The organism is Dyella sp. 01L423 (assembly GCF_056399945.1).
In genome coordinates this window covers 53,219-78,651 of the sequence record NZ_JBFTSI010000006.1, presented here as the reverse complement: position 1 = coordinate 78,651, position 25,433 = coordinate 53,219, and the positions used below count along the sequence as shown (strand labels likewise).

Genomic DNA, 25,433 nt, shown 5'->3' with positions numbered 1-25,433 from the left:
TCCATGCGCCGCATCGTGATCACCGGCATGGGCGCGATCTGCGCGCTCGGCCACGACGCGCCTTCCGTGTGGAAGGCGATGACCGAGGGTCGGTCCGGCATCGGCCCGATCCACCATATCGATGCGGGCCAGCTGCGCAACGGCGGCATCGCTGCGGAAGTGGCGGATTACGACCCCGCCAACTTTTTTGACGAAGGCCGTGGCGCGCTGCTCGATACGTTCAGCGAATACGCGCTGATTGCGGCCAACGAAGCTATCCGCCAGTCGGGTATCAGCTTTGAAGGTGAAGCCGGCGCTCGCGCCGCCGTGGTCATCGGCACCGGTGCAGGTGGCGAGACCACCCGCGACGATCTCTACGAACGCCTGTATGGCGAACACCAGGGCCGCTTCCACCCGCTCAGCATCGTGCGCATGATGATGAACGCGCCCGCCAGCCAGGTGAGCATGGTGCACGGCATCACCGGTCCCGCCTTTGTGGTGGCGAGCGCGTGTGCGTCGTCCAATCATGCGATAGCGCAGGCGGCGATGATGATCCGATCAGGCATCGTCGATGCGGCTGTTGTCGGCGGTACCGAAGCCTGCATCACGCTCGGCACGCTGCGCGCGTGGGAGGCCATGCGCGTGCTCGCACCCGATACCTGCCGCCCCTTCAGCAAGGGTCGCCGCGGCCTGGTGCTGGGCGAAGGCGCGGCGATGTACGTGATCGAGACGCTGGAATCGGCACAGAAGCGTGGCGCCGAGATCATCTGCGAACTGGCCGGCACCGGCATGAGCTCGGACGCCGGCGATATCGCCGCGCCGTCGGACATCGGTGCTGCCGCCGCGATGAACATGGCGCTGCGTGATGGTGGTTTGGCCCCCGAAGACGTCGACTACGTCAACGCCCATGGTACCGGCACCGTCGCCAACGACAGCACCGAGACCCGCGCCATCCATCGCGTGTTCGGCGCGCATGCGCGCGAGATGCTGGTCTCGTCCACCAAGTCCATGCATGGCCATGCGCTGGGCGCCGGCGGAGCACTGGAACTGATCGCTGCCATCGGCGCGATCCACGATGGCATCGTGCCTCCCACGATCAACTATCTCGAACCCGATCCCGCCTGCGATCTGGACTATGTGCCGAATGTGGCGCGAGAGCGCAAGGTGAATGCGGCGATCAGCAATTCGTTTGCGTTTGGTGGGTTGAATGCGGTGGTGGCGGTGAGGCGGATGGGGTGAGGTGCTCGCCCTTCCTGCGAAGGTGGGAAGCGCTTCTCAACAGACGTATGGCTGGTGATCCAGCTTTTGATCGTCATTCCTGCGAAGGCAGGAGGCGCTTTTCAACAGCCGTATGGCTGGTGATGCAGCTTTTGATCGTCATTCCTGCGAAGGCAGGAATCCAGTGACTTTGCGCTTCGATTGTCGCGCTGCCGCCAGCGTGCCGCCTGCGCGGCGGGCGTTTCGAACAGCTGCCGCCGCTCGAGTCACTTTTCTCTTGCGGGCCCACGCATGCGCAGGAGCGCATGCGAACGGCGAAGCCGGCCCGAAGGGCGGAGGGCAGGATGCCCGGTGTAAGAGAAAAGTAACCCGAAGCGTATGGCCTAAAAGAGCAAGGGCTCGTAGCGTCGTGTTGGATACGATCACCTGTCGCTCGAGGGGTTCGGAAGCGTGGCGATCGTCCGACATACGATTGGGCTACACCGCAATGCGCCACGGCGAAGAGGGCTCAAGGCAAAGCCTCGCTGCGCATCGGCTTTAGGCATCGCTCCATCTGCCTGCCGCACCGGCTTGTCTGTGGGAGCGCACCCTGTGCGCGACAGCCACGCTTGGATGTACCGCTCCGTAGGTTTGTCGCGCACAGGGTGCGCTCCCACAAATAACCGAGCGGCAACTTTGATCCATCATCCACAGGCCTGCGTTCCCCTTGTAGGAGCGCACCTTGTGCGCGACCGCAGCGCATGGGTGCAGCGCTCCGTTAGGTGGTCGCGCACAAGTGCGCTCCTACAAGAGAGCCGCTCGGCAAGGCCGAGCGCTGTTCGGATCTTGATCTTGATGTGGCTCTTGCCCCCCGGGGTCCCCGTAACCCGCCCGCGAACCTGGAGGGCCAACGGCCCGGAAGGCGCGTCATCCGGGGGGCCCTTTCTTTTGGTTACTTTTCTTTACTCCGGGCATCCTGCCCTCCGCCCTTCGGGCCGGCTTCGCCGTTCGCACGCGTTCCTGCGCGTGCGTGGGCAAGCAAAGAAAAGTAACCCGGCCTTCCCAAAGAGGGGACTAGCTTCGCGTCGCCGGCAGGAGGTCGGAAGCCCGCGGCAGTCGAGCCAGGTCGCGGTGTCCCGACAATCGAGTGCAAAGTCACTGGATGACCAGCCTTCGGCTGTTGAATAGCGCTTCCGGCCTGCGACGGGATGACGAGTTTCAAGAAAAACACGCGCTACCCGATGCGCGTGATCACCACGTCAATCAAAACCGCGAATACGACCACGACTGCATGCGCCCGTCCTCATACGGCATCACCCCATGAAACGGTCGCGGGTCGTCATCAAACACCAGCGGCAAAAAATGGCGATCCCCCTCCCACATCGGCAATTCCATCAGCCGATCCACAGGCACCCATTCGAGTGTGCCTTCGGGGTTGGAAGTCAGCGGCGTCCCACTGAACCCATCGATGATGAAGATAAAGCCCAGCCAATCCTCACCCTGCTTGCCAAAGCCCGGCCAGTTGAGCGTGCCGCGCAGCGACATCGACTCACAGGAGATGCCTGCCTCTTCGAGGATCTCGCGACGCATGCAGGCAGCAATGTCTTCGCCGGGCTCCATCTTGCCGCCCAGGCCGTTGTACTTGCCCAGGTGCATATCGTCAGGGCGCGAATTGCGATGAATCATCAGGACTTGCCGACGATCCGGCGACAGCACATAGCCGAGGGTCGCGACGATGGGGGTATAAGGCATCGGTACGCTGCAGTTCTGTGGCGGAAAGCGGCCAGTATAGTCAAGTGCCCGTTGCCACTGCTCGGTTCGCGCGGACATTCGCCCAATCGCTAAGCAACCGCAGCGACAGAATTTCTGCCGATGCGTCTCCGTGGACTTGCGCCGCCCCGGCCCGGGCGGCGACCATCAGGACATGTCCACCGCTTCAGACCGCCCGTCACCCCGTCTGCGCCCTTTGCTGTGCTGGCTGCTGCTGGCACTGACGCTGGTGGCCGGCTGCGATCGCCAGGCGCAGGCCGTGGCCAGCAGGGAGACGGTGTTCGACAACCAGAACTTCCGCGTAGTCAGCATCGACCTGAAACGCGAATCGCTGAGCCTTCACTGGAAGGACCCGGAAAGCGGCGAGCCTTTCGGCACCGTCAACGCGCTGCGCCAATGGGGCATGACGCACAGCCGCCGCATGCTGTTTGCCGCCAACGCCGGCATCTACGACCGCCAGTTTGCGCCACTGGGCCTGTATGTGGAGAACGGCAAGACCGCCGTGCCGTTGAACCTCGCGCACGGCAACCCGGCATCGGGCAATTTCTCGTTGCTGCCCAATGGCGTGTTCGCCATCTATGCCGACGGCCACGCCGCCGTGCAGACCAGCGCGGCGTTCAAGGCGGCCGGCAAGCCCGCGCAATGGGCCAGCCAGTCCGGTCCCATGCTGGTGATCGACGGCAAACTCAACGAGCAGTTCATCGACGACTCCAACAGCCTCAAGTGGCGTAGCGGCGTATGCGCAAAAACGCCGCACCACGTGGTGTTTGCGGTGAGCGAGGCGCCGGTGAATTTCCATACCTTCGCGCGCCTGTTCAAGGAAGAGCTCGGCTGCCGCGATGCGCTTTACCTGGATGGCACCATCTCGCAGTTTTACGTGGACGGCGAAGGCTATGCCGGCGCGCCCACGTTCATGGTGAAGCCGTATGCCGGCATTTTCGCGGTGTTCTCGTCAACCACGCCTTGACCGCGCACGCTGGCGGTTTTCTTCCCTCGCATCGAGCCATCGCACCATGAATCAACCCCGCCGTTTCCGCTGGCTTCGTTACCTGCTTGGCACCTTGTTGGTGCTGATACTGGGCGTCTTCATCGCCGCCTGGTTCCTGCTGGCGGGCAGCCGCGCACAACTGGACGGCGACGTACAAATCAACGGCCTGAGCGACGCCGTGGCCATCACGCGCGATGCGCTCGGCACGACCACGCTGCGAGGCAAGAGTCGCGACGACGTCACCTATGCGATGGGTTACGTGCACGGCCAGGAGCGTTTCTTCGCGATGGACCTGATGCGTCGCCTGCCTGCAGGCGAGCTGTCGGAGCTGGTGGGTGCCAAGGCGCTCGATACCGACCTCAATCATCGCCGCCATCGCCTGCGCAGCGTGGCGCAGGCCGCGTATGCCGCGCTACCGCCCGAGCAGAAACGCACGCTGGATCTGTATGCCGCTGGCGTCAATGCGGGTCTCGCCCATCTGCACGTGAAGCCGTGGGAATACCTGCTGCTCAATGCGAAGCCGCAGGCATGGCGCCCAGAGGACAGCTTTCTGGTGATTGCCGCGATGTATCTGGACCTCAATGGCGACGGCCGCAACGATCGCGAATTGCACATGGCGGAGCTGCGCGATGCCTTGCCCGCGCCAGTGGCCGATTTCCTGCTGTCGCCCGATCCGGACTGGGAAGCGCCTTTGCAGGGTGATCTCTCGCACCCCCCGGTGATTCCCGGTGCGGAGGTATTCGACCTGCGCAAGGCCGCACCGTCCACCACGGGGGACCAGACAGCCCTGACTGCTGCGCTGGCTCCGGCGCTGGATGCGGCGCGACCGGGCAGCAACAGCTTCGCCGTGGCCGGCAAGCTCACCGAATCGGGCGCCGCCATCCTGGCGAACGACATGCATCTATCGCTGCGCGTGCCCAACATCTGGTACCGCGTGCGTCTGCGCTATCCCGATGCCACGGCGCCGGGCGGACAGCGCGATGCCAACGGCGTGTCGCTGCCGGGCACGCCTGCGCTGGTGGTCGGCTCGAACGGCCAGGTGGCCTGGGGCTTCACCAACAGCTACGGCGACTGGGCGGACTGGGTGCGCGTGCAGCGCGATCCCAACGACGCCACGCGCTACAAGGTGCCTGAAGGCTGGGCTGCGCTCGAAACGCACGACGAAGTCATCCATATCAAGGACGCACCCGACCACACGCTGAAAGTGGAAGCCACGCGCTGGGGCCCGATCATGGGCAAGGACGTGGACGGCACCCCGCTGGCGCTGGCGTGGATCGGCGATCGTGCGCGCGGCTACAACCTGGGCGTGATGCAGCTGGAACACATCGACAGCGCGCATGCCGCGCTCGACCTCGCGCCAGGCATGGGCATGCCGCCGCAGAACCTGCTGGTGGGCGACAACGCCGGCCACATCGGCTGGACCGTCACCGGCACCTGCATTCCGCTGCGCAAGGGCTACGACGCGCAGGTGCCGGCCGACTGGTCGAGCGCCGATACGGGCTGGCTGGGATGCGCCGAGGCCTCGCAGTATCCGCGCGTTGAAGATCCCGCCGATGGCCGTTTGTGGACCGCCAACAACCGCACGGTCGACGGCGCCGAACTGGAACTGCTCGGCAACGGCGGCCACGACCTGGGCGCGCGTGCGCAGCAGATCCGCGATGATCTGCGTGCCCGCAACAGCTTTACCCCGGGCAACATGCTCGACGTGCAGTTGGACAACCGCGCCGTGCTTCTCACGCGCTGGCAGCGTCTGCTGCAGGACACGCTGGCGGGCACGCACGACCCGGGCCTGGAACAGCTGCGCCAACTCACTGCCAGCTGGGCGGGTCGCGCCGCGACGGACAGCGTCGACTACCGGCTGGTGCGTGCCTTCCGCGACAAGGTGAAAGAAAAAGTGCTGGCGCCTTTCGTCGCCCAGGTGAAGGCCAAACACGAGGACTTCGCCTGGCCGGGCCTGGTCGACACCGAAGCCGCCGTGTGGACGATGCTCCGCGATCGCCCCTCGAACCTGCTCGATCCGGCCTACGACAACTGGAACGCCCTGCTCAATGCCGCTGCGCACGACGTGGTCGACGAGCTTGGCAAGCAGCCCGGCGGCCTGGCGGCGCGCACCTGGGGCGAATACAACCGCACCGCCATCCGCCACCCGCTGTCGCGTGCCCTGCCCGGCTTCCTTGGTCGCTACCTGGACATGCCGGACGAGCCCGTGGCCGGCGATCACAATATGCCGCGCGTTGTCTCGCCCGGTTTCGGCGCCTCGGAACGTCTCGATGCCATGCCCGGTCATGAAGCGCAGAGCATCCTGCACATGCCAGGCGGCCAGAGCGACAACCCGCTGTCGCCATATCACGGTGCGGGCGAGGAGGACTGGGTCAACGGCCGACCGACGCCGCTGCTGCCGGGGCCTGACCAGCACACGCTGACGCTGGTGCCCACCAAGTCGTAAACAAAAAAGCCGCCTCAAGGCGGCTTTTTTCCGTGCGGCGTGCCCAAGGCCATCGTCAGCGCAAGAGACGGGCGCAAATGGCCTCGTAAAGCGCGGGCAGCTTTTCCAGATCAGCCACCGACACGCATTCATCCACCTTGTGAATGGTGGCGTTCACCGGCCCCAGCTCCACCACTTCAGCACCCAAGGGTGCGATGAAGCGGCCATCGGAAGTACCGCCGCCGGTGCTCTCCTCCGGTGCGATGCCACACAGCTCGCGGCAAACGGAAATCACCGCATCGCGCACGGCACCGCGAGGCGGCGTGAGGAACGGTTCGCCCGACAGCGTCCATTCGATCTGCCAGTCCACGCCGTGCTTTTCCAGGATCGCTTCTGTGCGCGAGCGCAGGTCCGAGGCGCGACTGGCCGTGCTGTAGCGGAAGTTGATCAAGGCTGTAAGCGTGCCAGGGATGACGTTGTTGGCGCCGGTCCCCGCATTGAGGTTGGACACTTGGAACGAGGTGGGCGGAAAGTCCTGATTGCCTTCGTCCCAACGCTCGGCTGCCAATTCTGCGAGTGCCGGAGCAAACGCGTGGATGGGATTGCGCGCTTTCTCTGGGTAAGCCACGTGCCCCTGGATGCCACGCACGACCAGCGTCCCCGACAACGAACCGCGTCGCCCCACGCGTATCAGGTCGCCAAGCTGCTGTTTCGATGACGGCTCGCCCACCACGCACCAGTCGATGCGCTCGCCGGTGGCGCGGAAATGCTCGGCCACGCGACGCACGCCGTCGAGATTGGTCGGCCCTTCCTCATCGCTGGTCAACAGTAAGCCGACGCGGCCACCATGCACGGGATGCGCAGCGACAAACGCTTCCAGCGCCACCACCATCGCCGCCACCGAGCCCTTCATGTCCGCCGCGCCACGGCCGTATAGAAGGCCATCGCGTATTACCGGCGCGAACGGATCGCTCCCCCAGTCTTCGACCGGACCGGTGGGCACCACGTCGGTGTGACCGAGGAACATCAGCAGCGGGCCACCCTTGCCATGGGTAGCCCAAAGGTTGTCGACTTCGCCGAAGCGCAAGTGCTGCACCTGGAAACCTGCGGCCTCCAGGCGTTCGCCGATCGCTGCCTGGCAGCCGGCATCGTGCGGCGTCACCGAAGGGCGGCGAATGAGGTCAATGGCTAAATCGAGAACCTTGGACATGCTATGCCTCAAATCATGCAAACCGTGAGCAACTGTGCCACTCAGCCCGCCAGCGCCGAGCCCAATGCATGGCCAACAACGTAGGTGATGCCTGCGGCCGCCACCGTAATGCCAAGCTGCCTGGCGATGGAAAACACCATGCTGCGCCCCGTGAACAGCGCCGTGCCCATGCCGATCAGCACCAGCCCCACGATAGTGGATGCGATGCTGGCGACGAAGGCGGCGTGGTCTTTCAGAAACAGGTAGGGCGCCACCGGAAACAACGCCCCCAGGGCGAACAGGCAGAACGAGGAAATGGCTGCCCCGTAGGCCGAGCCACCCAGCTCGTCCGGATCGATGCCGAGGTCTTCGCGCACCAAGGTATCGAGCGCGTTGCGCGGTCGCTCGGCAATTTGTTCGGCCAACTCGTCGGCGGTCTTCGTGTCCATGCCTTTCTGGCGATAGATGCCAGCGAGGCTGCGCTTGCCATCCTCCGGCGATACTGCGAGACGTTCGGCACGCGCCGCGATCTGAGCCTGGTAGAACTCGCGCGAGCTGTTGACTGACAACCACTCGCCCAGCGCCATCGAGCATGCGCCGGCCACCAGGCCCGCGAAACCAGCGAGCAGGATGGCGTGATTGCCCGCAGCGGCACCCGCCATGCCCATCACCAGACTGCCGTTGGAAACGAGTCCGTCGTTCGCACCCAGCACGGCGGCACGCAAGGTGTTTCCGCTTTGCGTGCGATGCCGGCCGTTGCGCATCGGCGCGTGCGGTTCAAGGAAATGGTCGCGGTGCCCCTCGCGGTCCACCGGCGTGGGCAGGTGATCCGCATGTTCGAGTCTTACCACCGTGGGCATCACGAACTCGGTGCCGAAGCGTCGCGCAAACCAGGTCAGCACCTTCACGCGCATGCCGGGCCGCGCCGGCGGCACCTCGACGCCCATGTGTTTGAGCTGTTCTTCCCAGAAGCTGGCGTTGGCCCGTTCACCGTCGGCAATGCGCCGGTAGGCGCGACGCAGACGCTGATCCGAGGCAAGTTCGGACAGATGCTCGTACAGCGCCGCGTTGTCGCGCTCGATCCGAAGATTGCTGCGGTAGTGCCGTGCGCGACGCGCTGTCATGCCGCCTCCATGTGACTCATTCGTCGAGCTCGCCATCGCGCTGGCCGAGATAGACCAGCGCCACCAGCAACACCATCACGAAGCGGAACGCGCTCTCCAGTCCATTCCACTGCGTAGACATCCACATGCCAAACCATTCGCCGCCTACCGCGATGAAACCGCCCAGCCACAACGTCACGCCAATGGTGAGGCCGAGCACGCTCATCCGCTTGGCGCGATGAAATAGCAGGGCCGGCGCTTTGCGCGCTCGCCACAGTCGCCACACGCCCAGCCAGCACAGCACGGCAGCCAGCGTTTCGGTGGCGATGATCAGGCCATAGGCGAGGTGCTGCAGCAGCGGCGAGGCGATCGCGCGGTAGTGGATGCCGGCGTTGGGAAAAATCGTGTCCATCGCCAGCACGTGCTGCACAAACGGCCAATTGCTGCCGTAGTCGGTGAGGTTGCCGAACGCGACCAGGCTGAGCCAGAGCGCGATGGCGGCGAGCAGCAGGATCCGTGACAGGCGCACCACCATGGCGATCGCGACCTCAGCGCCCGAACAGTTTCTTGAAGCCGTTATCGGTGAAGCCCACGCTGACCGAACCGTCTTCTTGCAGTACCACCGGACGGCGCACGAGCGGGGGATATTCCTTGAGCAACAGCGTCCATTCCGGATCGCTGCCCGGGTTCTTGCGTTGCGGCAACAGCGTGCGCCAGGTGGTGGACGACTTGTTCACCAGTTTCTCCCAGCCACCGAGCTGCTGCGCCCAGCTTTTGAGCGTGGCGGCCGGCACGGGATTGGCGCGGTAATCAACGAAGGTGTAGGCCACCTCAAAACGATCGAGCCAGTTGCGCGCCTTGCGGCAGGTATCGCAGGTGCTCAGGCCGTACAGGGTCACGCTCATTCGGCGCTCCGCAGCAGCTCGTTGATGCCGGTCTTGCTGCGCGTCTTCTCATCCACCTGCTTGACGATGATGGCGGCGTACAAGCTGTGCGAACCATCCTTCGCCGGCAGACTGCCCGCCACCACCACGCTGCCAGCCGGCACGCGGCCGTAGCTGACCTCGCCGGTGGCGCGGTTGTAGATGCGCGTGGACTGGCCGAGGAACACGCCCATGCCGATCACGCTGCCCTTCTCCACGATCACGCCTTCGACTACTTCCGAACGCGCACCAATGAAGCAGTTGTCTTCGATGATGGTCGGGTTGGCCTGCAGCGGTTCCAGCACGCCACCGATGCCCACGCCGCCGGAAAGATGCACGCCGGCGCCGATCTGCGCGCACGAACCCACCGTGGCCCAGGTGTCGACCATGCTGCCGGCGCCGACATAAGCACCGATATTCACATAGCTGGGCATCAGCACGGCGTCTTTCGCCACGTGTGCACCGCGGCGCACCAATGCGCCAGGCACGACGCGGGCGCCCAACCCTTCCAATTCCTGATCGTTGCCATGGGCAAAACGCAGCGGCACTTTGTCGAACGCCATCGCCGGGCCACCATCGACCACGCGGTTGCCGTTGATGCGGAAGTAGAGCAGCACAGCCTTCTTGATCCACTGGTTGACCGTCCAGCCACCGTTGCCATCAGGCTCGGCGACGCGGCGCTCGCCCGCCTCCAGCAGGTCGATCACCTGCTCCACGGCGGGACGCAGATGCGTGTCGATCTCGGCCTGGGTCAGTTCGTTGCGGCGTTCGAAGGCGTCGTTGATCAGGGTTTCAATAGGTTGCATGGTGGTCACGGCAATGGAGTCGGGAAAGTGCGGCAACGCAGCGTGCCGCAAGGGACAAGGGATTCTGACAAGAAACGGCCTGTACCGCGAGTCGCCGCCTCAGGCACGTTTTTCCTTGGCGGGCCCCAGCCGTTCGAGCAAGGCATGCAGCAGTCGATCCTGCAACTCGATGCTCAAGGGCGCGTCGTGGCGGTCGGTGATAAGGAAAAAATCCTCCACGCGCTCGCCGAAGGTGGCAATGCGCGCATCGTGCACGCGCACGCCGGCATCCATCATGCCCTGCGCTACCGCCGCGAGCAGGCCGGGACGATCGCTGCACACCAGGGCCAGGCGTGTTCGGCCATTGACCGTGCTGAAGGCAATCTTCGGCGCCGCCTGGAAATGCTTCAGATGCCGCGACATGCTGCGGCGCGACGGCTGGTGCACGTGGCCCGGCTGCGACAGGGCGCGATGCAGGCGCTGCTTGAGCTCATCGGCGCGCTCCGGCGAGGCAGGCTGCTGCGTATCTGCTTCGAGCAACAGGAAGGTATCCAGCGCCATGCCGGTGGGCGAACTGAGAATGCGCGCTTCCATCACGGACAAATGCAGGCGATCGAGCATGGCCGTGACGGCGGCAAACAAGCCGTCGCGATCGGGTACGTAGACAAACAACTCGGTGGTGCCACGCACCGACTTCGGATGCACCTCAACCAGCGGCGTCGCTCCCTTGGCGCGCAGAATCGCCGAGGTCTGCCAGGCAATCTGTTCGGGCCGGTGGCGCAGGAAACTCGATTCCGGGAAACCGCGCCACACACGCTGGCAGGCGTCCGCAGTGAAGCCTTCCTGTTCCAGCAGCGCCAGCGCCTGTTCGCTGCAGTGGCGCACGCGTGCGGCGGCATCGGACGGCAACTCGTCTTCGCTGCGCAGCGCATAGCGCGTGGACGTATACAGATCCGCCAGCAGACGATCCTTCCAGCCATTCCACAACTTGGGACTGGTGCCGATGATGTCGGCGATGGTCAGCAGGTACAGGTAGTCCAGCCGCTCGGGCGTGTCCACCGTCTCGGCAAAACGATGCACAACGTCGGGATCGGTGATGTCTTGTCGCTGCGCCGTGGTGCTCATCAGCAGATGCCAGCGCACCAGCCAAGCGATGAGCTGCGTATCGTCCTCTGGCAAACCCAGTCGTCGACCGAAGGCAAGCGCCTCTTCTTCGCCAAGCACGGAGTGATCGCCACCGCGGCCTTTGGCGATGTCATGAAACAGTCCGGCCAGCAGCATCAGTTCCGGCTTGGGCAGACCTGGCCAGATCTTGCATGCGATGGGGAAATCGTTCGCAGCGTCCGCGTCGGCAAAGCGCGCCATATTGCGCAGCACGCGCAGCGTGTGTTCGTCGACCGTGTAGACGTGGAACAAGTCGTACTGCATGCGGCCAAAAACTTTGCCGAACGCAGGAAGGATCGCCGCCAGCAGACCATGGCGATTCATCCGCCACATCGCCTCGACCGCCGGCGCGCCCAACCGCAGCAGGCGCAGGAACGCTGCCAGTACGTCGGGGTCGTCGGCGAGTTCGCGATCCAGCGCAGCCGATGCCTGATGCATGCGACGCATGGTGTCCGCGGTGAAGCCCGTAATGCCTGATTCGCCCAATCGCGCAATAAAGGCCTCGACCAACGCTGCCGGTCGGCGCATGAATAGATCCGGATCGCGTACAGCCAATCGCCTGCCGTAGCGCACGAAATCCTCGCCCACCGGTTGCGGCGGCGCGAGCGGCTCCAGCATCTCCTCGAAGCGCTCGGCGATCTGCACACCCAAACGCTCCACCTGACTGGCGGCGCGATAATAGCCCTGCATGAACTGTTCAACGCCGAGGTTCTTCTCGTGTTCGTCCTGGAAGCCCAGCCGCGCGGCGAGTGCCCGCTGGTAGTCGAACAGCAGGCGTTCTTCGGCGCGGCCCGCTTCCAGATGCAAGGCGTAGCGATAGCGACGCAACGTCGCTTCGGATTGTTCCAGCGTGTCCTTTTCAGCGGGATCGAGCAGGCCTTCCTCGACCATGTCATCGAAGTCGTCCGCATGCGCGAGACGACGACCCAGCCAACGCAACGCATCGAGCGTGCGCAGGCCGCCAGGACCATCCTTGAGATTGGGTTCGAGGTTGTACGCCGTGTCGTTGTAGCGCGCGTGGCGCGCATCGCGCTCGGACAGGCGCACCGCAAGATACTCAGCGGGCGGCCACATGGCCGGATCGTTGACGATCGCCTTGAGCCCCTCCTCCATCGATGGATCACCCACCAATCGGCGCGCATCGAGCAGGCTGGTGAATACGCTGGCGTCCTGCCTGGCCAGAGCTCGGCACTGCGGCAGGTCGCGCACGGCGTGGCCTACTTTCAGACCGATGTCCCACAGTGTGGCGAAGCATTGCTCCAGCGCTCGCAGTCGCGCCGGTTGGGATGGACCGACGAGCGCCAGCAAATCGACGTCCGAATGCGGAAACAGCAAGCCGCGACCGAAGCCGCCGACGGCGAACAATGCAGCGTCGCTCACGTCGCCCAGGCAAGCCGTCCACACATGCACCACGATGCGCTGGACGGACTCGCCACGCCGCTGCGCCAACGCCGCCGCATCCGCCCCATCGCGAAACGCCGTAGCCAACGCCCGATCCACGTCACCTAGCAACTGCCGCAGCGCCCGCCGCGCATCCGTCGACACACCCGACCGCGGCACCGCCGCAGGCAGGCGTGGCAAGGGAGGCAACACGATCGGAGCGACAGGCATGGAGGGGGACGCATGTGGCGATGCAGCAAGTCTGCCATGCATGGGGGTTTGGCGCAGGGCAAATTGTGGTCAAGACCAGAAAATATTTGCAAAAGCCCAAGCCAGATAAAGCGGCTTCGTTTGCAACGCCGCCGCAAGCCCCCACCGATCACCCCAGAACTCTCCCCAAAAGGGAGAGGGTGAAAAACTTGTGGGAGCGCACCCTCTGCGCGACAAACCTACGGAGCGGTACATCGCATCGTGGCTGTCGCGCACAGGGTGCGCTCCCACAGACAAGCGCCAGGCGCGGCACCAAGTGCGCCATCAGTGACCCAAAGCCGATGCGCAGCGAGGCCCCGCTTTAAGTCCTCAGCGATTCGGGCGCGTTGCGCAGCGCTTTGAAGTACCCGCTGTGTACCCTCGGAGGCTGTCCCATAACGACGCACATCGAGCGTTCGGGCTTATCCCAACACGATGCTGCGGGCGTTATCTGGCCATTCTCTTTGGGTTACTTTCGACGCGAAGCTAGTCCCGTGGGATCTCTTGGGCCAGCAAGAGAAAAGTGACTCGAGCGGCGGCAGCCGATCGAAACGCCCGCCGCGTAGGCGGCACGCTGGCCTCAAGGCGACAACCGAAGACTGACGAAACTGGATGACCAGCCTTCGGCTGTTGAAAAGCGCTTCCGGCCTGCGCCGGGATGACGAGCCAAAAAGAAAGGCCGCCGCAGCGACCTTCCCTCAACCTTCAAAATTCAAACGGCCTCAAGCCGCATCCGGCCAAGGCGTCAAAATCTCAAAGCCATCATCCGTCACCGCAATCGTGTGCTCCCACTGCGCCGACAACGAGTGATCCTTGGTCACCACCGTCCAGCCATCCGGCAACTGCTTGGTCTGCGGCTTGCCCGCATTGATCATCGGCTCGACCGTAAACGTCATGCCCTTCTTCAGTTCCAGACCCGTACTCGGACGCCCGTAATGCAGGATCTGCGGCTCATCGTGATAGACCTTGCCGATGCCGTGCCCGCAATACTCGCGCACCACCGAGAAACCGGCAGCCTCCGCATGCTTCTGGATCGCCGCGCCGATGTCGCCCAGCGTCGCGCCCGGGCGCACCGCCTGGATGCCGTGCATCATCGCTTCGTAGGTGGTGTCCACCAGGCGCTTGGCCAGCACCGACGGGGTGCCGACGAAATACATGCGGCTGGTATCGCCGTGCCAGCCGTCCTTGATGACGGTGACATCGAGATTGATGATGTCGCCGTCCTTGAGGACCTTGCCCGGCGTCGGAATGCCGTGGCAGATCACATGGTTGACCGAGGTGCACAGCGTCTTGGGAAAGCCGTTGTAGCCCACGTTGGCCGGGATCGCCTTCTGCACATTGACGATGTGCTCGTAGGCCAGCCGGTCGAGGTCTTCGGTGGTCACGCCGGGCTTCACATGCTCTTTGAGCATGGCAAGCACTTCGGCGGCCAGCTTGCCGGCCTCGCGCATGGCCTGGATGTCTTCGGGGGTTTTAAGGGTGACTGCCATAGTTCTACTCACATGGCGGCAAACCTGCTGAAAATCCAGCGACTTGCCGCATCGCCGGCGCACCGGCTACAATTTCGAAGTTTTGCTGACCCGACGCGTCCCATTTCATGGGTCCAGACGGTCGTCGCAAAGCGAGGGAGATTGTAACCGCGTTGCGGTGCAACCCCCACAAGTCCTTGATCGGACACTTAAACGCCACACACGCATCGGCACCGTCTTCGGGGTGCCTTGGTCAGCCTACCCAATCATAACGGGCTGCCGGGGTCGAAGTCGGGGATGCGTGGAGGTCCCAACCCCCGGGTCAATCGCCTTTCAGGGCCGACCCAACAATTTGGAGTTACACCATGGCTCAAGTCACCATGCGCCAAATGCTCGAAGCTGGCGTGCATTTCGGTCACCAGACCCGTTACTGGAACCCGAAGATGGCTCCGTACATCTTTGGCGCCCGCGGCAAGATCCACATCATCAACCTCGAGAAGACGCTGCCGCTCTTCACCGACGCGATGAACTTCCTGTCGGCCATCGCCCAGAAGCGTGGCACCGTGCTGTTCGTCGGCACCAAGCGTTCGGCCCGCGAGCCGTTGGCTGAAGAAGCCGCACGCGCCGGTATGCCGTTCGTGACCGCCCGCTGGCTCGGCGGCATGCTGACCAACTTCCGCACCGTGAAGCAGTCTGTTGCCCGCCTGAAGGAACTGGAAGCCGCTGAAACCGACGGCAGCTTCGAGAAGCTGGTCAAGCACGAAGTGCTGGCCCGCCGCCGTGAGCGCGACAAGCTGCAGAATTCGCTGGGCGGCATCAAGGACATGAACCGTCTGCCCGACGCGCTGTTCATCATCGACATCGGTCACGAAGACATCGCCGTGCAGGAAGCCAAGAAGCTTGGCATCCCGGTGATCGCCGTGGTCGACACCAACTACAACCCGGAACTGGTCGATTACGCCATCCCGGGTAACGACGACGCCATCCGCGCCATCCAGCTGTACGCCCGCGCCGCTGCCGACTCCATCCTGGAAGGCAAGGCCGCTGCGCCGGCTGCCGCCCAGGGCGACGCCAACGAGTTCGTCGAACTCGACGAAGAAGGCAACCCGGTGGCCAAGGACGAGCGCAAGGCTGCCCCGCGCCGTGACGACCGCAACAACCGTGGTCCGGCCAAAAAGGGCGCTGGCGCGCCGCGTCGTGACGGTGGCCGTGGTGGCCGCGGTCGCGCCGACGAGCCGTCGTCGGACGGCGAGTAAGCCTTCCCTGCCCCGGCCCGCAAGGGTCGGGGCGCATTAAAGCTTTTGAGGAACCCAGATGACCGCCATTTCCGCAAAACTGGTTAGCGAACTGCGCGAGCGCTCCGGCGCCGGCATGATGGATTGCAAAAAGGCGCTGGTCGAGAACAACGGCGACATCGACGCCGCTGTGGAATACCTGCGCAAGACCGGCCTGGCCAAGGCCGACAAGAAGGCTGACCGCGTTGCTGCCGAAGGCCGCATCGCCACCGCCCAGGGCAACGGCAATGCCGTGCTGGTCGAAGTGAACAGCGAAACCGACTTCGTCGCCAAGGCGCCGAACTTCGTGCAGTTCACCAACGAAGTGGCCGAAGCCGTGCTGGCTTCCGGCGCTGCCGACATCGACGCCGCCAAGGCCGCCGCCTTCCCGGGCGCCGACAGCGTCGAAGCCGCCGCCAAGTCCCAGACCGCCACCATCGGCGAGAAGATCGAAGTGCGCCGCATTGCCCACGTCGCGAACGATGGCCCGCTGGCCACCTATTCGCACGGCGGCAAGATCGGCGTGATCGTGGCGCTCAAGGGCGGCTCGGAAGAGCTGGCCAAGGGCATCGCCATGCACGTGGCCGCCATGAACCCGCCGCACATCAAGCCGGAGCACGTCCCGGCCGAGTTCATCGCGAAGGAAAAGGACATCGCGCTGAGCCAGATGACCGACAAGGACAAGGCCAAGCCGGCCGACATCCTTGAGAAGATCATCTCCGGCAAGATCAACAAGATCGTGTCGGAAGTGACCCTGGTCGGCCAGCCCTACGTGCTGGACACCAATGTCACTGTCGGCGACGTCCTGAAGAAGGAAGGCGCTGACGTCGTGGCCGTGGTCCGCCTGGCCGTCGGCGAAGGCATCGAGAAGGTGCAGGAAGACTATCTGGCCGAAGTGGCCAAGGCGATGCAGGTCTAAGGCCTCACATTGCAGGAAAGTCTCGAAGAAGCCGCGGGCAACCGCGGCTTCTTTTTTTATGAAAGCCAGCGGCCGCCGCGCCGTACCCGATATCGCGGAAGCCAAGCCCGCGCCATCCATCCCCGACCCCACGGTGATGCCGGCTTTTCTTCCCCCGCGACGGCACGCAACCCTTACCCGTTCGCGTCACTGCCGTTACAATACGCGCGTTTTGCCCACACAATCCGGAGACCCCATGAGCGCACCGCTTAATTACCGCCGCATCCTGCTCAAACTCTCCGGTGAAGCCCTCATGGGCGAGGCCGACTACGGCATCGACCCGAAAGTGATCGGCCGCCTCGCCGATGAAATCATCGAAGTCCAACGGGCCGGCATCCAGATCGGCGTGGTCATCGGTGGCGGCAACATCTTCCGCGGCGCAGGCCTGGCGGCAGCCGGCATGGACCGTGTCACCGGCGACCACATGGGCATGCTGGCGACCGTGATGAACGCACTGGCCATGCAGGACGCCATCGAGCGTCGCGGCGGCTTTGCCCGCGTGATGAGCGCGATCCAGATCCACGACGTGTCCGAAGACTTCATCCGCCGCCGCGCGATCCGCCATATCGAAAAGGGCCGCATCGTGCTGTTCGCGGCCGGCACCGGCAATCCGTTCTTCACCACCGACTCGGCCGCCGCGCTGCGCGCCGTGGAAGTGGGCGCGGATCTGCTGCTGAAGGCCACCAAGGTGGATGGCGTCTATACCGCCGACCCGGCTCGCCACAAGGACGCCACGCGCTACGACACGCTCACCTACGACCAGGTGATCGAGGGCAAGCTGGCCGTGATGGATACCGCCGCCATCGCGCTGTGCCGCGACCACGGCATGCCGCTGCGCATCTACGACATGACCGTGCCAGGCAACCTCATGCGCATCATGCAGGGCGAGGCGATCGGCACGCTGGTGTCGGACGACTGAGGGACTGAGTGAGGAGTGGGCGGCGAGTGGCGGGGACGCTGCTCACCCCACATCCCTGGCAGCCATCCCTCACCTTAAGCTGTCGCCGCGACCCACTCCCCCGCCCCGCCCCCATGGCCCCCTGCTATACTCGCGGGCTTGCACGGTTTGAGGGGTTTCCCATGCTTAACGACATCAAGAACGATGCCCAGACCCGCATGGGCAAGAGCATCGACTCGCTCAAGCACAACTTGCTGCGCCTGCGCACGGGTCGCGCGAGCACTGCCCTGGTCGACGGCATCAAGGTGCCGTACTACGGCTCGGACATGCCGCTGAACCAGGTGGCCACGGTGGCGCTGGGCGATTCGCGCTCGATCATCATCACCCCGTTCGAAAAGACCCTGGTCGGCCCGATCGAAAAAGCCATCATGGCCTCGGACGTCGGCATCACGCCGAATACCTCCGGCCTCACCATCCGCCTCAACATGCCGCCGCTCACCGAAGAGCGTCGCCGCGAGCTGGCCAAGCACGTGGCGCATGAAGGCGAGGACGCCAAGATCGCCATCCGCAACGTGCGTCGCGACGCCATGCAGCAGGTCAAGGATCTGCTCAAGGAAAAGCTGATCACGGAAGACGATGAGCGCAAGGCGGAAGACGAAATCCAGAAGCTGACCGATCGCTTCGTCAAAGACGTCGACGGCGTCGTCAAGAACAAGGAAGAGGAGCTGATGGCGCTCTAAGCGCCATCGCTCTGAGCGCCTGCCCATGACCAGCGCCGATCCCGCGCGGACACCGCGCCACGTCGCCATCGTGATGGATGGAAACGGCCGCTGGGCGAAGCTGCGCCACCGACCGCGCACGTTCGGCCACAACGCCGGACGCAAGGCCGTGCGCAACGTGGTCGAAAGCTGCCTGCGCCAAGGCGTCAAAGTGCTCACGCTGTTCGCGTTCTCCAGCGAGAACTGGCAGCGCCCGCAGGATGAAGTCGGCGCGCTGATGGAATTGTTCGTGCGCGCGCTGGACAAGGAAGTGGACGAACTGCACGGCAACGGCGTACGCATTCGTTTCGTCGGTGATCTGGCCAGTTTCGAAACCGGCCTGCGCCAGCGCATGCTGGCCGCGATGGCACGCACCGCCGGCAACGATGCGCTGCATCTGAACATCGCAGTGAGTTACGGCGGTCGCTGGGACATTGTGCAAGCCGCGCGCAAAGCCGCCGAAGCAGTGGCACGCGGGGAGCTGCGCGCCGAGGACATCGACGAAACCCTGCTTGGCCAGGGCATGTGCCTGGCCGAACTGCCGCCACTGGATCTGTTTATCCGAACCGGCGGCGAGTGCCGCGTGAGCAACTTTCTTTTGTGGCAGCTTGCCTACGCGGAGCTGCACTTTACCGATACCCTGTGGCCCGATTTCGACGAGGCTTGTTTGAAAAGCGCCATCGACGATTACGCACGCCGCGAACGCCGTTTCGGCAAGACCGGCGACCAAGTCGCCAAACAGGCGTAAGGACACTCATGCTGCTCCAGCGCACCTTGACCGCATTGCTGCTCGCCCCGCTGGTGATCGCCCTGATCCTGCTGGCGCCGACGGGCCTGTTTGCGGCGATCGTCGCTCTCGCCTTTCTTGCCGCGATGTGGGAATGGACCCGGCTGTCGGGCTTGAAGGAAACCGCGGCACGCGCCGCCCTGCTGGTGCTCACCGCCGCGATCTTCGCGCTGTGCTGGTGGGCGCGCGGCGGCATCGCCTGGCCGGTGCTGATCGGCATCGGCGTGAGCTGGTGGATCGTGGTCGGCCAATGGCTGCGCCACTTCGCCTTCGGCGCCGCGCCCACGCGCGAAAATATGCTGATCAAGCTGGGCGCCGGCCTGCTGACCATCGTGCCGGCGTGGATCGCCGCCGTGACCATCCATGGCGCGGCCGACCGCGGCAACTGGTGGACCATGCTCGCGCTGCTGATCGTCTGGGCCGCCGACATCGGCGCCTATTTCAGCGGCCGCCAGTTCGGCCGTCGCAAGCTCGCTCCCACCATCAGCCCGGGCAAGACCTGGGCGGGCGTCTATGGCGCCTTCGTGGCGGGCGCCATCGTCGCTGGCGTCGGTGGCTCGATGCTCGGCGTCAGCGGTGGCAAGCTGATCGGCCTGCTGGTGCTGTCGGTGTTTGTCGTGGTCGTTTCGATCGTCGGCGATCTGTTCGAGAGCCTGATGAAGCGCCATGCCGCCGTGAAGGATTCGGGCAATCTGTTCCCCGGCCATGGCGGCCTGCTTGATCGCCTGGACAGCGTGTTCGCCGCGATGCCGGTGTTCGCTGCCGGCATGCTTTTGCTGGGTCTATGAGTCATAGCTTGCGCAAGGTGGCGGTACTGGGTGCGACCGGCTCGATCGGTGGCAGCACGCTGGATGTGATTGCCCGCCATCCCGACCGTTTTCGCGCCACCGTGCTTGCGGCGCACAGCAATGTCGCCGCGCTGGCCGAGTTGTGCGTTCGTTTCCGTCCGGAACTTGCGGTCATCGCCGATCCGTCGCTCGAAGCCGAGCTGGTTCGCCGACTGACTGCGGCCGGCGTGCGCTGTGACGTCGCCAGCGGCCATGACGCCGTCACCCAGGCCGTCTCGGGCGACCTGTGCGACACCGTGGTGGCGGCCATCGTCGGCGCCGCCGGACTGGACTCCACGCTGGCCGCCGCACGTAGCGGCAAGCGCCTGCTGCTGGCCAACAAAGAGTCCATCGTGATGGCCGGCGCGCTGTTGCTGGACGCGCTGGCGGTCGGCGGCGGCGAGTTGATTCCGGTGGATTCGGAACACAACGCGATCTTCCAGTGCTTGCCGGGCGGCCGTCCCAACCTGGCCGCCAGCGGCGTGCGCCGTCTCATCCTGACCGCGTCCGGCGGCCCGTTCCGTGGCCGCACGCGCGCCGAACTTGCCGGCGTCACCCCGGAACAGGCCTGCAAACACCCCAACTGGGTGATGGGACGCAAGATTTCGGTGGACTCGGCCACCCTGATGAACAAGGGCCTGGAAGTCATCGAGGCGCATCATTTGTTTGGCGCCGGCCCCGACGTGATCGACGTGCTGGTGCATCCGCAAAGCCTGGTGCATTCGATGGTCGAATACGTCGACGGTTCGGTGCTGGCCCAACTGGGCAATCCGGACATGCGCACGGCGATCGCCCATGCGCTGGCGTGGCCGGCGCGTATCGAAGCAGGCGTGGCGCCGCTGGACCTGGCCGCCTGCGCCCCGCTGACGTTTCAGCAGCCGGATCTGGCGACGTTCCGCTGCCTTGCGCTGGCCTTCCAGGCGCTGCGGGCGGGGGGCGACGCCACCGCCATCCTCAACGCTGCCAACGAGGTCGCCGTCGAGGCTTTCCTTGCCGGCGGACTACCCTTCCTCGGCATCGCCGATCTCGTTGAGAGCGTCCTTACGGAACTGCCGCCGCAAGCTGTGGTCGATGTCCAGACCCTGAATGAACGCGACCGCACGGCCCGCGAGGCCGCCCGCCGCATCCTTCGCAACGCTTGCTGACAAGCCTGATAAGCTCTCACCGATGAATAGTGTATTTGGCTCAGTGTTTTGGTTACTTGTCACGCTAGGCGTGCTGGTGACCTTTCACGAATTTGGACACTACTGGGTAGCACGGCGTTGCGGCGTCAAGGTGCTGCGTTTTTCCGTGGGCTTCGGCAAGGCCATCTGGAAGCGCATCGGCAAGGACGGCACCGAGTACCAGGTTGCCATGATCCCCCTGGGCGGCTACGTGAAGATGCTCGACGCCCGCGAAGGCGACGTCGATCCCGCCCTCGCCGGCCAGGAGTTCACCGCCAAGCCGGTATGGCAGCGCATCGCGATTGTCGCCGCCGGTCCGGGCTTCAATCTGATCTTCACCCTGTTCGCGTTCTGGCTGATGTTCCTAGTGGGCAAGCCGGACGTTGCGCCAGTCGTCGACGCCGCGCCCAAGACCATGGCCGCCGAAGCAGGTGTGCGCACCGGTGACCGTATCCTGAGTGTGGGCGGCCACGTGGTGGCGACCTGGAGCGACTCCATGGATGTCGTCGCCAATGCCATGCTCGGCCGCGATCCGCTGCCCATGGAAGTTCGCGGCACCGATGGCAGCACGCGCAACCTCACGTTGCCGCTGAACCAGCTGCCGCCCGGCCAGGACATCGGCCAATACCTGGACCAGCTCGGCCTCAAGCTGGCTCCTTCGCCGGCCATCGTCGGCATCGTGCTTCCGGGCAAGCCTGCCTCGGTAGGCGGCATGCAGGGCGGTGACCGCGTCATCAGTCTCAACGGCGCCGCCGTGGACAGCTACGAGCAATTCCAGCGCCTGGTGCCGGAGCAGGCGGCCAAGTCGCCGACCCTGGCCATCGTGGTGGAGCGCAACGGCAAGACCATTCCGCTGTCCGTCACCGCCCGCATGGAGTCGCTGGAAGGCCAGCCGACCAATTGGGTGATCGGCGTGCAGTTCGCCCAGCGCGAACCGGCCGTGCTTCGCTACGGCCCGCTGAAGGCGGTTGGCGCCTCGCTGGAAACCACCTGGAACAGCGCCGCCTCCACCTTCAACATGATCGGCAAGATGCTGACCGGACAGGCATCGACCAAGAACCTTTCCGGTGTCATCGGCATCGCCCAGGTGGCCAACGCCTCGGCGAGCATGGGGATCGGCTGGTTCTTCAGTTTCCTGGCCATGGTGTCGCTAAGTCTTGCGATCCTCAACCTCATGCCGATACCGGTCTTGGACGGTGGTTGGCTGCTGTATTACCTTATTGAGTTGGTCAAAGGCAGTCCCGTCAGCGAACGTGCGATGATGGCAGGTCAGTATGTCGGCCTGGTCATGTTGTTCACGTTAATGGGATTGGCTTTCTACAACGACATCCATCGCTTCCTGCCCTCGTGACGCGCACCGGCTTTGCCGAAAGTCGCGCGACGTCCGAGGGACAGCCGTATCTGCAGCGTGCGCGATCACGCGCTTGCTACGGAAACATGGCGGTGGTTTACCCGGTGCATCTGGGGAAGATGCAAGCACCCTTTCAAGGCTGGGCTTGTCCTGGCTTCACGAATTGATCGGGGCGGTCTTAAAAAGCCGCCTCATCGGAATAAACCAACGGAATCGACGATGAAGCGTATCGCCGCCCTGATCCTGCTTGCCTCACTGTCCGCCAATGTCCTCGCTTTCGAGCCCTTCGTCGTTTCCGATATCCGCATCGATGGCCTCAGCCGCATTTCTGCCGGTACGGTACTCAACTACCTGCCGATCAACCGTGGCGACCGCCTGACCAACGACGGCGCCCAGCGCGCCATTCGTGCGCTTTATCAGACCAAGTTCTTCAGCGATGTCGAAATCGATCGCGAAGGCGACATCATGGTCATCAAGGTGGTCGAGCGTCCCTCGATCGCCAAGCTGACCCTGCGCGGCAACAAGGACATCAAAGAAGAAGACCTGCGCAAGGGCCTGAAGGAAATCGGCCTGTCCGAAGGCGAGACCTTCGACCGCCTGTCGCTTGATCGCGTGCAGCAGGAACTGGTTCGCCAGTACTACAACCGCGGCAAGTACAACGTGTCGGTCGATCCGCACGTGACCAACCTCGATCGCAACCGCGTGGCCGTCGACATTGAAATTCGCGAAGGCAAGGTCGCGAAGATCAAGGAAATCAACATCGTCGGCAACAAGGCGTTCACCGACAAGGAAATCCGCAAGGGTTTCGAGTCGAGCACGTCCAACATGCTGTCGTGGTATTCGAAGGACGACCAGTACTCGCGCGAAAAGCTTTCCGGCGACCTGGAGAAGCTGCAGTCCTACTACATGGACCGCGGCTACGCCGACTTCGGCGTCGACTCCACGCAGGTGACGATCGCGCCGGACAAGCGCTCGATGTACATCGCCGCCAGCGTCAAGGAAGGCGATATCTACACGATTTCCGAAGTGCACCTGCTCGGCGAGCTGATCCTCCCCGAGGACTCGCTGCATCAGCTGGTCTACGTGCACAAGGGCGACACCTTCAATCGCAAGGCGATCGAAGCGAGCACCAATGCGATCAAGACCATCCTGGCCAGCATCGGTTACGCGTTCGCCAAGGTGACGCCGGTGCCGAAGCTGGACAAGGACAAGCGTACCGTCGACCTCACGCTCTACATCGAGCCGGGCAAGCGCGTGTACGTGCGCCGCGTGATCTTCCAGGGCAACACCCGCACGGAAGACGACGTGATGCGCCGCGAAATGCGCCAGCTGGAAGGCAGCTGGTTCTCGCAGCCGGCGATCGACCGCTCGAAGATCCGCCTGCAGCGCCTGGGCTATTTCAAGACGGTCAACATCGACAAGGCGCTGGTGCCGGGCACCGAGGACCAGGTCGACCTGACCGTGAAGGTGGAAGAACAGTCCGCCGGCAGCCTGATGTTCGGCGTGGGCTATTCGCAGTACTCGGGCATCATCCTGTCCGCGTCGGTGTCGCAGAACAACTTCATGGGCACCGGTGACAGCTTCACCATCGGTGCGTCGCGCAGCGACTTCTCCACCAGCATCAACGCCAGCTACTTCAACCCCTACCTCACCGACAGCGGCGTGGGTATCGGTTACAACGCCGGCTACACCAAGAGCAATTACGGCGACACCAACAGCGACTTCGTGAACTACGAAAGTTCGATGAAGTCGTTCTCGAGCTTCCTGAGCTTCCCGATTTCCGAAACGGACAACATCCGCGCCGGCCTGGGCCTCAGCAGCAACAAGATCAACCTCAGCTACCAGTATCTGACCGTCGACGAGAACGGCAACACCGTCACGCAGACGGCCAACTACTCGCCGCAGGTGCTGATCGACTACCAGAACGCGCTGGGCCACCAGACCATCCATACGTGGGATGCCACGCTGGGCTGGAACCACGACACGCGCAACGGTTACTGGGCGCCGACCCGCGGCGGCTTGATTTCGTTGTCGACCGATATCGCCCTGCCCGGCTCCACCGTGCAGTACTACAAGATCATGGGCGAGGCGAACCATTACTGGCCGATCGGCAAGGGCTTCGTGCTCTATGTGGACGGTCAGGTCGGTTACGGCAAGACCTACGGCCAGACCTTCGATAACGACGGCGGCACCACCTACACGGCCGGCGAGAAGATCACTTTCCCGTTCTGGGAGAACTTCTACTCCGGCGGTGTGCGCGACGTCCGCGGCTTCCAGGACAACACGCTGGGTCCGCGCGTCTGCGTAGGCACCATGACCGATCCGGCCACGGGCAAGCAGGTGCCGATCACCCCGCTGCCGAACGGCACCTGCCAGGGCAGCGTGTACAGCTACGCACAGCCGCTGGGTGGCGCGTTCAAGGTGCTGGGCACGGCTGAGCTGTACCTGCCGCTGCCGTTCCTCAAGGACATCAACACGGCACGCGTGTCGTGGTTCGTGGACGTGGGTAACGCCTACCAGGATTACCAGAGCTTCACGGCCAAGACGCTGCGCGTTTCCACCGGTCTCTCGCTGCACTGGCAGGCGCCGATCGGCCCGCTGATCATCAACTTTGCCGTGCCGCTACGCACCCAGCAGGATGATGGTCACTACGAGGAGCGCATCCAGTTCACCTTCGGCAGCCAGTTCTGATCAGCTGACCGGCTCAAGGTTGAAACAGCAGAAGGCGCGGCCATGCCGCGCCTTCTTTTTTGTGGCCACCGTCGCTGATGCGACGACGACGTCGTGCCGGGCACT

Annotated in this window: 20 protein-coding genes; 12 read left to right on the top strand and 8 right to left on the bottom strand. The window is 64.2% G+C overall.

Features of this window, described 5'->3' with window-relative positions:
• The first annotated feature begins 3 nt into the window (after positions 1-3).
• Positions 4-1,218, top strand: coding sequence for a beta-ketoacyl-[acyl-carrier-protein] synthase family protein (locus AC1DMY_RS16615; RefSeq protein WP_477165991.1), 1,215 nt, complete (start codon positions 4-6; stop codon positions 1,216-1,218).
• A 1,221-nt stretch (positions 1,219-2,439) separates the two neighbouring features.
• Here the strand turns inward: AC1DMY_RS16615 and AC1DMY_RS16610 are convergent.
• Complete coding sequence (locus tag AC1DMY_RS16610) at positions 2,440-2,928, bottom strand: NUDIX hydrolase (RefSeq protein WP_477166126.1); 489 nt, start codon at positions 2,926-2,928, stop codon at positions 2,440-2,442.
• Between the two features lie 172 nt (positions 2,929-3,100).
• On the opposite strand from AC1DMY_RS16610, the gene AC1DMY_RS16605 reads away from it, so the two are divergent.
• Positions 3,101-3,913 (top strand): phosphodiester glycosidase family protein, encoded by an 813-nt coding sequence (locus AC1DMY_RS16605; protein ID WP_477165990.1) that lies wholly within the window; start codon positions 3,101-3,103, stop codon positions 3,911-3,913.
• A gap of 46 nt (positions 3,914-3,959) precedes the next feature.
• Positions 3,960-6,380: a penicillin acylase family protein gene (locus AC1DMY_RS16600; protein WP_477165989.1), complete on the top strand. Its 2,421-nt coding sequence runs from the start codon at positions 3,960-3,962 to the stop codon at positions 6,378-6,380.
• A 55-nt stretch (positions 6,381-6,435) separates the two neighbouring features.
• On the opposite strand, the gene dapE is transcribed toward AC1DMY_RS16600, so the two are convergent.
• The 7 genes from dapE to map form a co-directional block, all read right to left on the bottom strand.
• Positions 6,436-7,569 (bottom strand): succinyl-diaminopimelate desuccinylase, encoded by a 1,134-nt coding sequence (dapE, locus tag AC1DMY_RS16595; RefSeq protein ID WP_477165988.1) that lies wholly within the window; start codon positions 7,567-7,569, stop codon positions 6,436-6,438.
• Positions 7,570-7,610: 41 nt separating this feature from the next.
• Positions 7,611-8,672 carry a VIT1/CCC1 transporter family protein gene (locus tag AC1DMY_RS16590; RefSeq protein WP_477165987.1) on the bottom strand — a complete coding sequence of 354 codons (1,062 nt, stop codon included), beginning with the start codon at positions 8,670-8,672 and terminating at the stop codon, positions 7,611-7,613.
• A gap of 16 nt (positions 8,673-8,688) precedes the next feature.
• On the bottom strand, positions 8,689-9,186 hold the full coding sequence (locus AC1DMY_RS16585) for a DUF2165 family protein (RefSeq protein WP_477165986.1): 498 nt from the start codon (positions 9,184-9,186) through the stop codon (positions 8,689-8,691).
• A 13-nt stretch (positions 9,187-9,199) separates the two neighbouring features.
• Entirely contained in the window at positions 9,200-9,556 is a 357-nt protein-coding gene (locus AC1DMY_RS16580) for a Spx/MgsR family RNA polymerase-binding regulatory protein (RefSeq protein WP_477165985.1), read from the bottom strand.
• The gene (gene dapD / locus AC1DMY_RS16575) at positions 9,553-10,380 is read right to left on the bottom strand and encodes a 2,3,4,5-tetrahydropyridine-2,6-dicarboxylate N-succinyltransferase (RefSeq protein ID WP_477165984.1); all 828 of its coding nucleotides are present in this window, start codon (positions 10,378-10,380) and stop codon (positions 9,553-9,555) included. The genes AC1DMY_RS16580 and dapD overlap by 4 nt, the downstream gene beginning before the upstream one ends.
• Positions 10,381-10,479: 99 nt before the next feature.
• Positions 10,480-13,134, bottom strand: coding sequence for a [protein-PII] uridylyltransferase (glnD, locus tag AC1DMY_RS16570; RefSeq protein ID WP_477165983.1), 2,655 nt, complete (start codon positions 13,132-13,134; stop codon positions 10,480-10,482).
• A 740-nt stretch (positions 13,135-13,874) separates the two neighbouring features.
• Complete coding sequence (gene map, locus AC1DMY_RS16565) at positions 13,875-14,642, bottom strand: type I methionyl aminopeptidase (protein ID WP_046973047.1); 768 nt, start codon at positions 14,640-14,642, stop codon at positions 13,875-13,877.
• 344 nt (positions 14,643-14,986) lie between these two features.
• On the opposite strand from map, the gene rpsB reads away from it, so the two are divergent.
• The 9 genes from rpsB (at position 14,987) to bamA (ending at position 25,328) form a co-directional block, all read left to right on the top strand.
• On the top strand, positions 14,987-15,877 hold the full coding sequence (gene rpsB / locus AC1DMY_RS16560; protein WP_441605243.1) for a 30S ribosomal protein S2: 891 nt from the start codon (positions 14,987-14,989) through the stop codon (positions 15,875-15,877).
• A 58-nt stretch (positions 15,878-15,935) separates the two neighbouring features.
• Positions 15,936-16,814 (top strand): translation elongation factor Ts, encoded by an 879-nt coding sequence (tsf, locus tag AC1DMY_RS16555; RefSeq protein WP_441605244.1) that lies wholly within the window; start codon positions 15,936-15,938, stop codon positions 16,812-16,814.
• A gap of 235 nt (positions 16,815-17,049) precedes the next feature.
• Entirely contained in the window at positions 17,050-17,772 is a 723-nt protein-coding gene (gene pyrH / locus AC1DMY_RS16550; protein WP_441605245.1) for a UMP kinase, read from the top strand.
• 161 nt (positions 17,773-17,933) lie between these two features.
• On the top strand, positions 17,934-18,491 hold the full coding sequence (frr, locus tag AC1DMY_RS16545) for a ribosome recycling factor (protein WP_046972862.1): 558 nt from the start codon (positions 17,934-17,936) through the stop codon (positions 18,489-18,491).
• Between the two features lie 25 nt (positions 18,492-18,516).
• Positions 18,517-19,257 (top strand): polyprenyl diphosphate synthase, encoded by a 741-nt coding sequence (gene uppS / locus AC1DMY_RS16540; RefSeq protein ID WP_477165982.1) that lies wholly within the window; start codon positions 18,517-18,519, stop codon positions 19,255-19,257.
• Positions 19,258-19,265: 8 nt separating this feature from the next.
• A complete protein-coding gene (locus AC1DMY_RS16535; protein ID WP_477165981.1) occupies positions 19,266-20,084 on the top strand; it encodes a phosphatidate cytidylyltransferase in 819 nt (272 codons plus the stop codon).
• Positions 20,081-21,268 (top strand): 1-deoxy-D-xylulose-5-phosphate reductoisomerase, encoded by a 1,188-nt coding sequence (locus AC1DMY_RS16530; RefSeq protein WP_477165980.1) that lies wholly within the window; start codon positions 20,081-20,083, stop codon positions 21,266-21,268. The genes AC1DMY_RS16535 and AC1DMY_RS16530 overlap by 4 nt, the downstream gene beginning before the upstream one ends.
• Before the next feature lie 22 nt (positions 21,269-21,290).
• A complete protein-coding gene (gene rseP, locus AC1DMY_RS16525) occupies positions 21,291-22,637 on the top strand; it encodes an RIP metalloprotease RseP (RefSeq protein WP_477165979.1) in 1,347 nt (448 codons plus the stop codon).
• 219 nt (positions 22,638-22,856) lie between these two features.
• The gene (gene bamA, locus AC1DMY_RS16520; protein ID WP_477165978.1) at positions 22,857-25,328 is read left to right on the top strand and encodes an outer membrane protein assembly factor BamA; all 2,472 of its coding nucleotides are present in this window, start codon (positions 22,857-22,859) and stop codon (positions 25,326-25,328) included.
• Positions 25,329-25,433: the final 105 nt, after the last annotated feature.

What these genes read in the sequence shown, in the direction of transcription:
- AC1DMY_RS16615 (WP_477165991.1), top strand. Translation starts at nt 4, where the DNA reads ATGCGCCGCATCGTGATCACCGGCATGGGCGCGATCTGCGCGCTCGGC.
- AC1DMY_RS16610 (WP_477166126.1), bottom strand. Translation starts at nt 2,928, where the DNA reads ATGCCTTATACCCCCATCGTCGCGACCCTCGGCTATGTGCTGTCGCCG.
- AC1DMY_RS16605 (WP_477165990.1), top strand. Translation starts at nt 3,101, where the DNA reads ATGTCCACCGCTTCAGACCGCCCGTCACCCCGTCTGCGCCCTTTGCTG.
- AC1DMY_RS16600 (WP_477165989.1), top strand. Translation starts at nt 3,960, where the DNA reads ATGAATCAACCCCGCCGTTTCCGCTGGCTTCGTTACCTGCTTGGCACC.
- dapE (WP_477165988.1), bottom strand. Translation starts at nt 7,569, where the DNA reads ATGTCCAAGGTTCTCGATTTAGCCATTGACCTCATTCGCCGCCCTTCG.
- AC1DMY_RS16590 (WP_477165987.1), bottom strand. Translation starts at nt 8,672, where the DNA reads ATGACAGCGCGTCGCGCACGGCACTACCGCAGCAATCTTCGGATCGAG.
- AC1DMY_RS16585 (WP_477165986.1), bottom strand. Translation starts at nt 9,186, where the DNA reads ATGGTGGTGCGCCTGTCACGGATCCTGCTGCTCGCCGCCATCGCGCTC.
- AC1DMY_RS16580 (WP_477165985.1), bottom strand. Translation starts at nt 9,556, where the DNA reads ATGAGCGTGACCCTGTACGGCCTGAGCACCTGCGATACCTGCCGCAAG.
- dapD (WP_477165984.1), bottom strand. Translation starts at nt 10,380, where the DNA reads ATGCAACCTATTGAAACCCTGATCAACGACGCCTTCGAACGCCGCAAC.
- glnD (WP_477165983.1), bottom strand. Translation starts at nt 13,134, where the DNA reads ATGCCTGTCGCTCCGATCGTGTTGCCTCCCTTGCCACGCCTGCCTGCG.
- map (WP_046973047.1), bottom strand. Translation starts at nt 14,642, where the DNA reads ATGGCAGTCACCCTTAAAACCCCCGAAGACATCCAGGCCATGCGCGAG.
- rpsB (WP_441605243.1), top strand. Translation starts at nt 14,987, where the DNA reads ATGGCTCAAGTCACCATGCGCCAAATGCTCGAAGCTGGCGTGCATTTC.
- tsf (WP_441605244.1), top strand. Translation starts at nt 15,936, where the DNA reads ATGACCGCCATTTCCGCAAAACTGGTTAGCGAACTGCGCGAGCGCTCC.
- pyrH (WP_441605245.1), top strand. Translation starts at nt 17,050, where the DNA reads ATGAGCGCACCGCTTAATTACCGCCGCATCCTGCTCAAACTCTCCGGT.
- frr (WP_046972862.1), top strand. Translation starts at nt 17,934, where the DNA reads ATGCTTAACGACATCAAGAACGATGCCCAGACCCGCATGGGCAAGAGC.
- uppS (WP_477165982.1), top strand. Translation starts at nt 18,517, where the DNA reads ATGACCAGCGCCGATCCCGCGCGGACACCGCGCCACGTCGCCATCGTG.
- AC1DMY_RS16535 (WP_477165981.1), top strand. Translation starts at nt 19,266, where the DNA reads ATGCTGCTCCAGCGCACCTTGACCGCATTGCTGCTCGCCCCGCTGGTG.
- AC1DMY_RS16530 (WP_477165980.1), top strand. Translation starts at nt 20,081, where the DNA reads ATGAGTCATAGCTTGCGCAAGGTGGCGGTACTGGGTGCGACCGGCTCG.
- rseP (WP_477165979.1), top strand. Translation starts at nt 21,291, where the DNA reads ATGAATAGTGTATTTGGCTCAGTGTTTTGGTTACTTGTCACGCTAGGC.
- bamA (WP_477165978.1), top strand. Translation starts at nt 22,857, where the DNA reads ATGAAGCGTATCGCCGCCCTGATCCTGCTTGCCTCACTGTCCGCCAAT.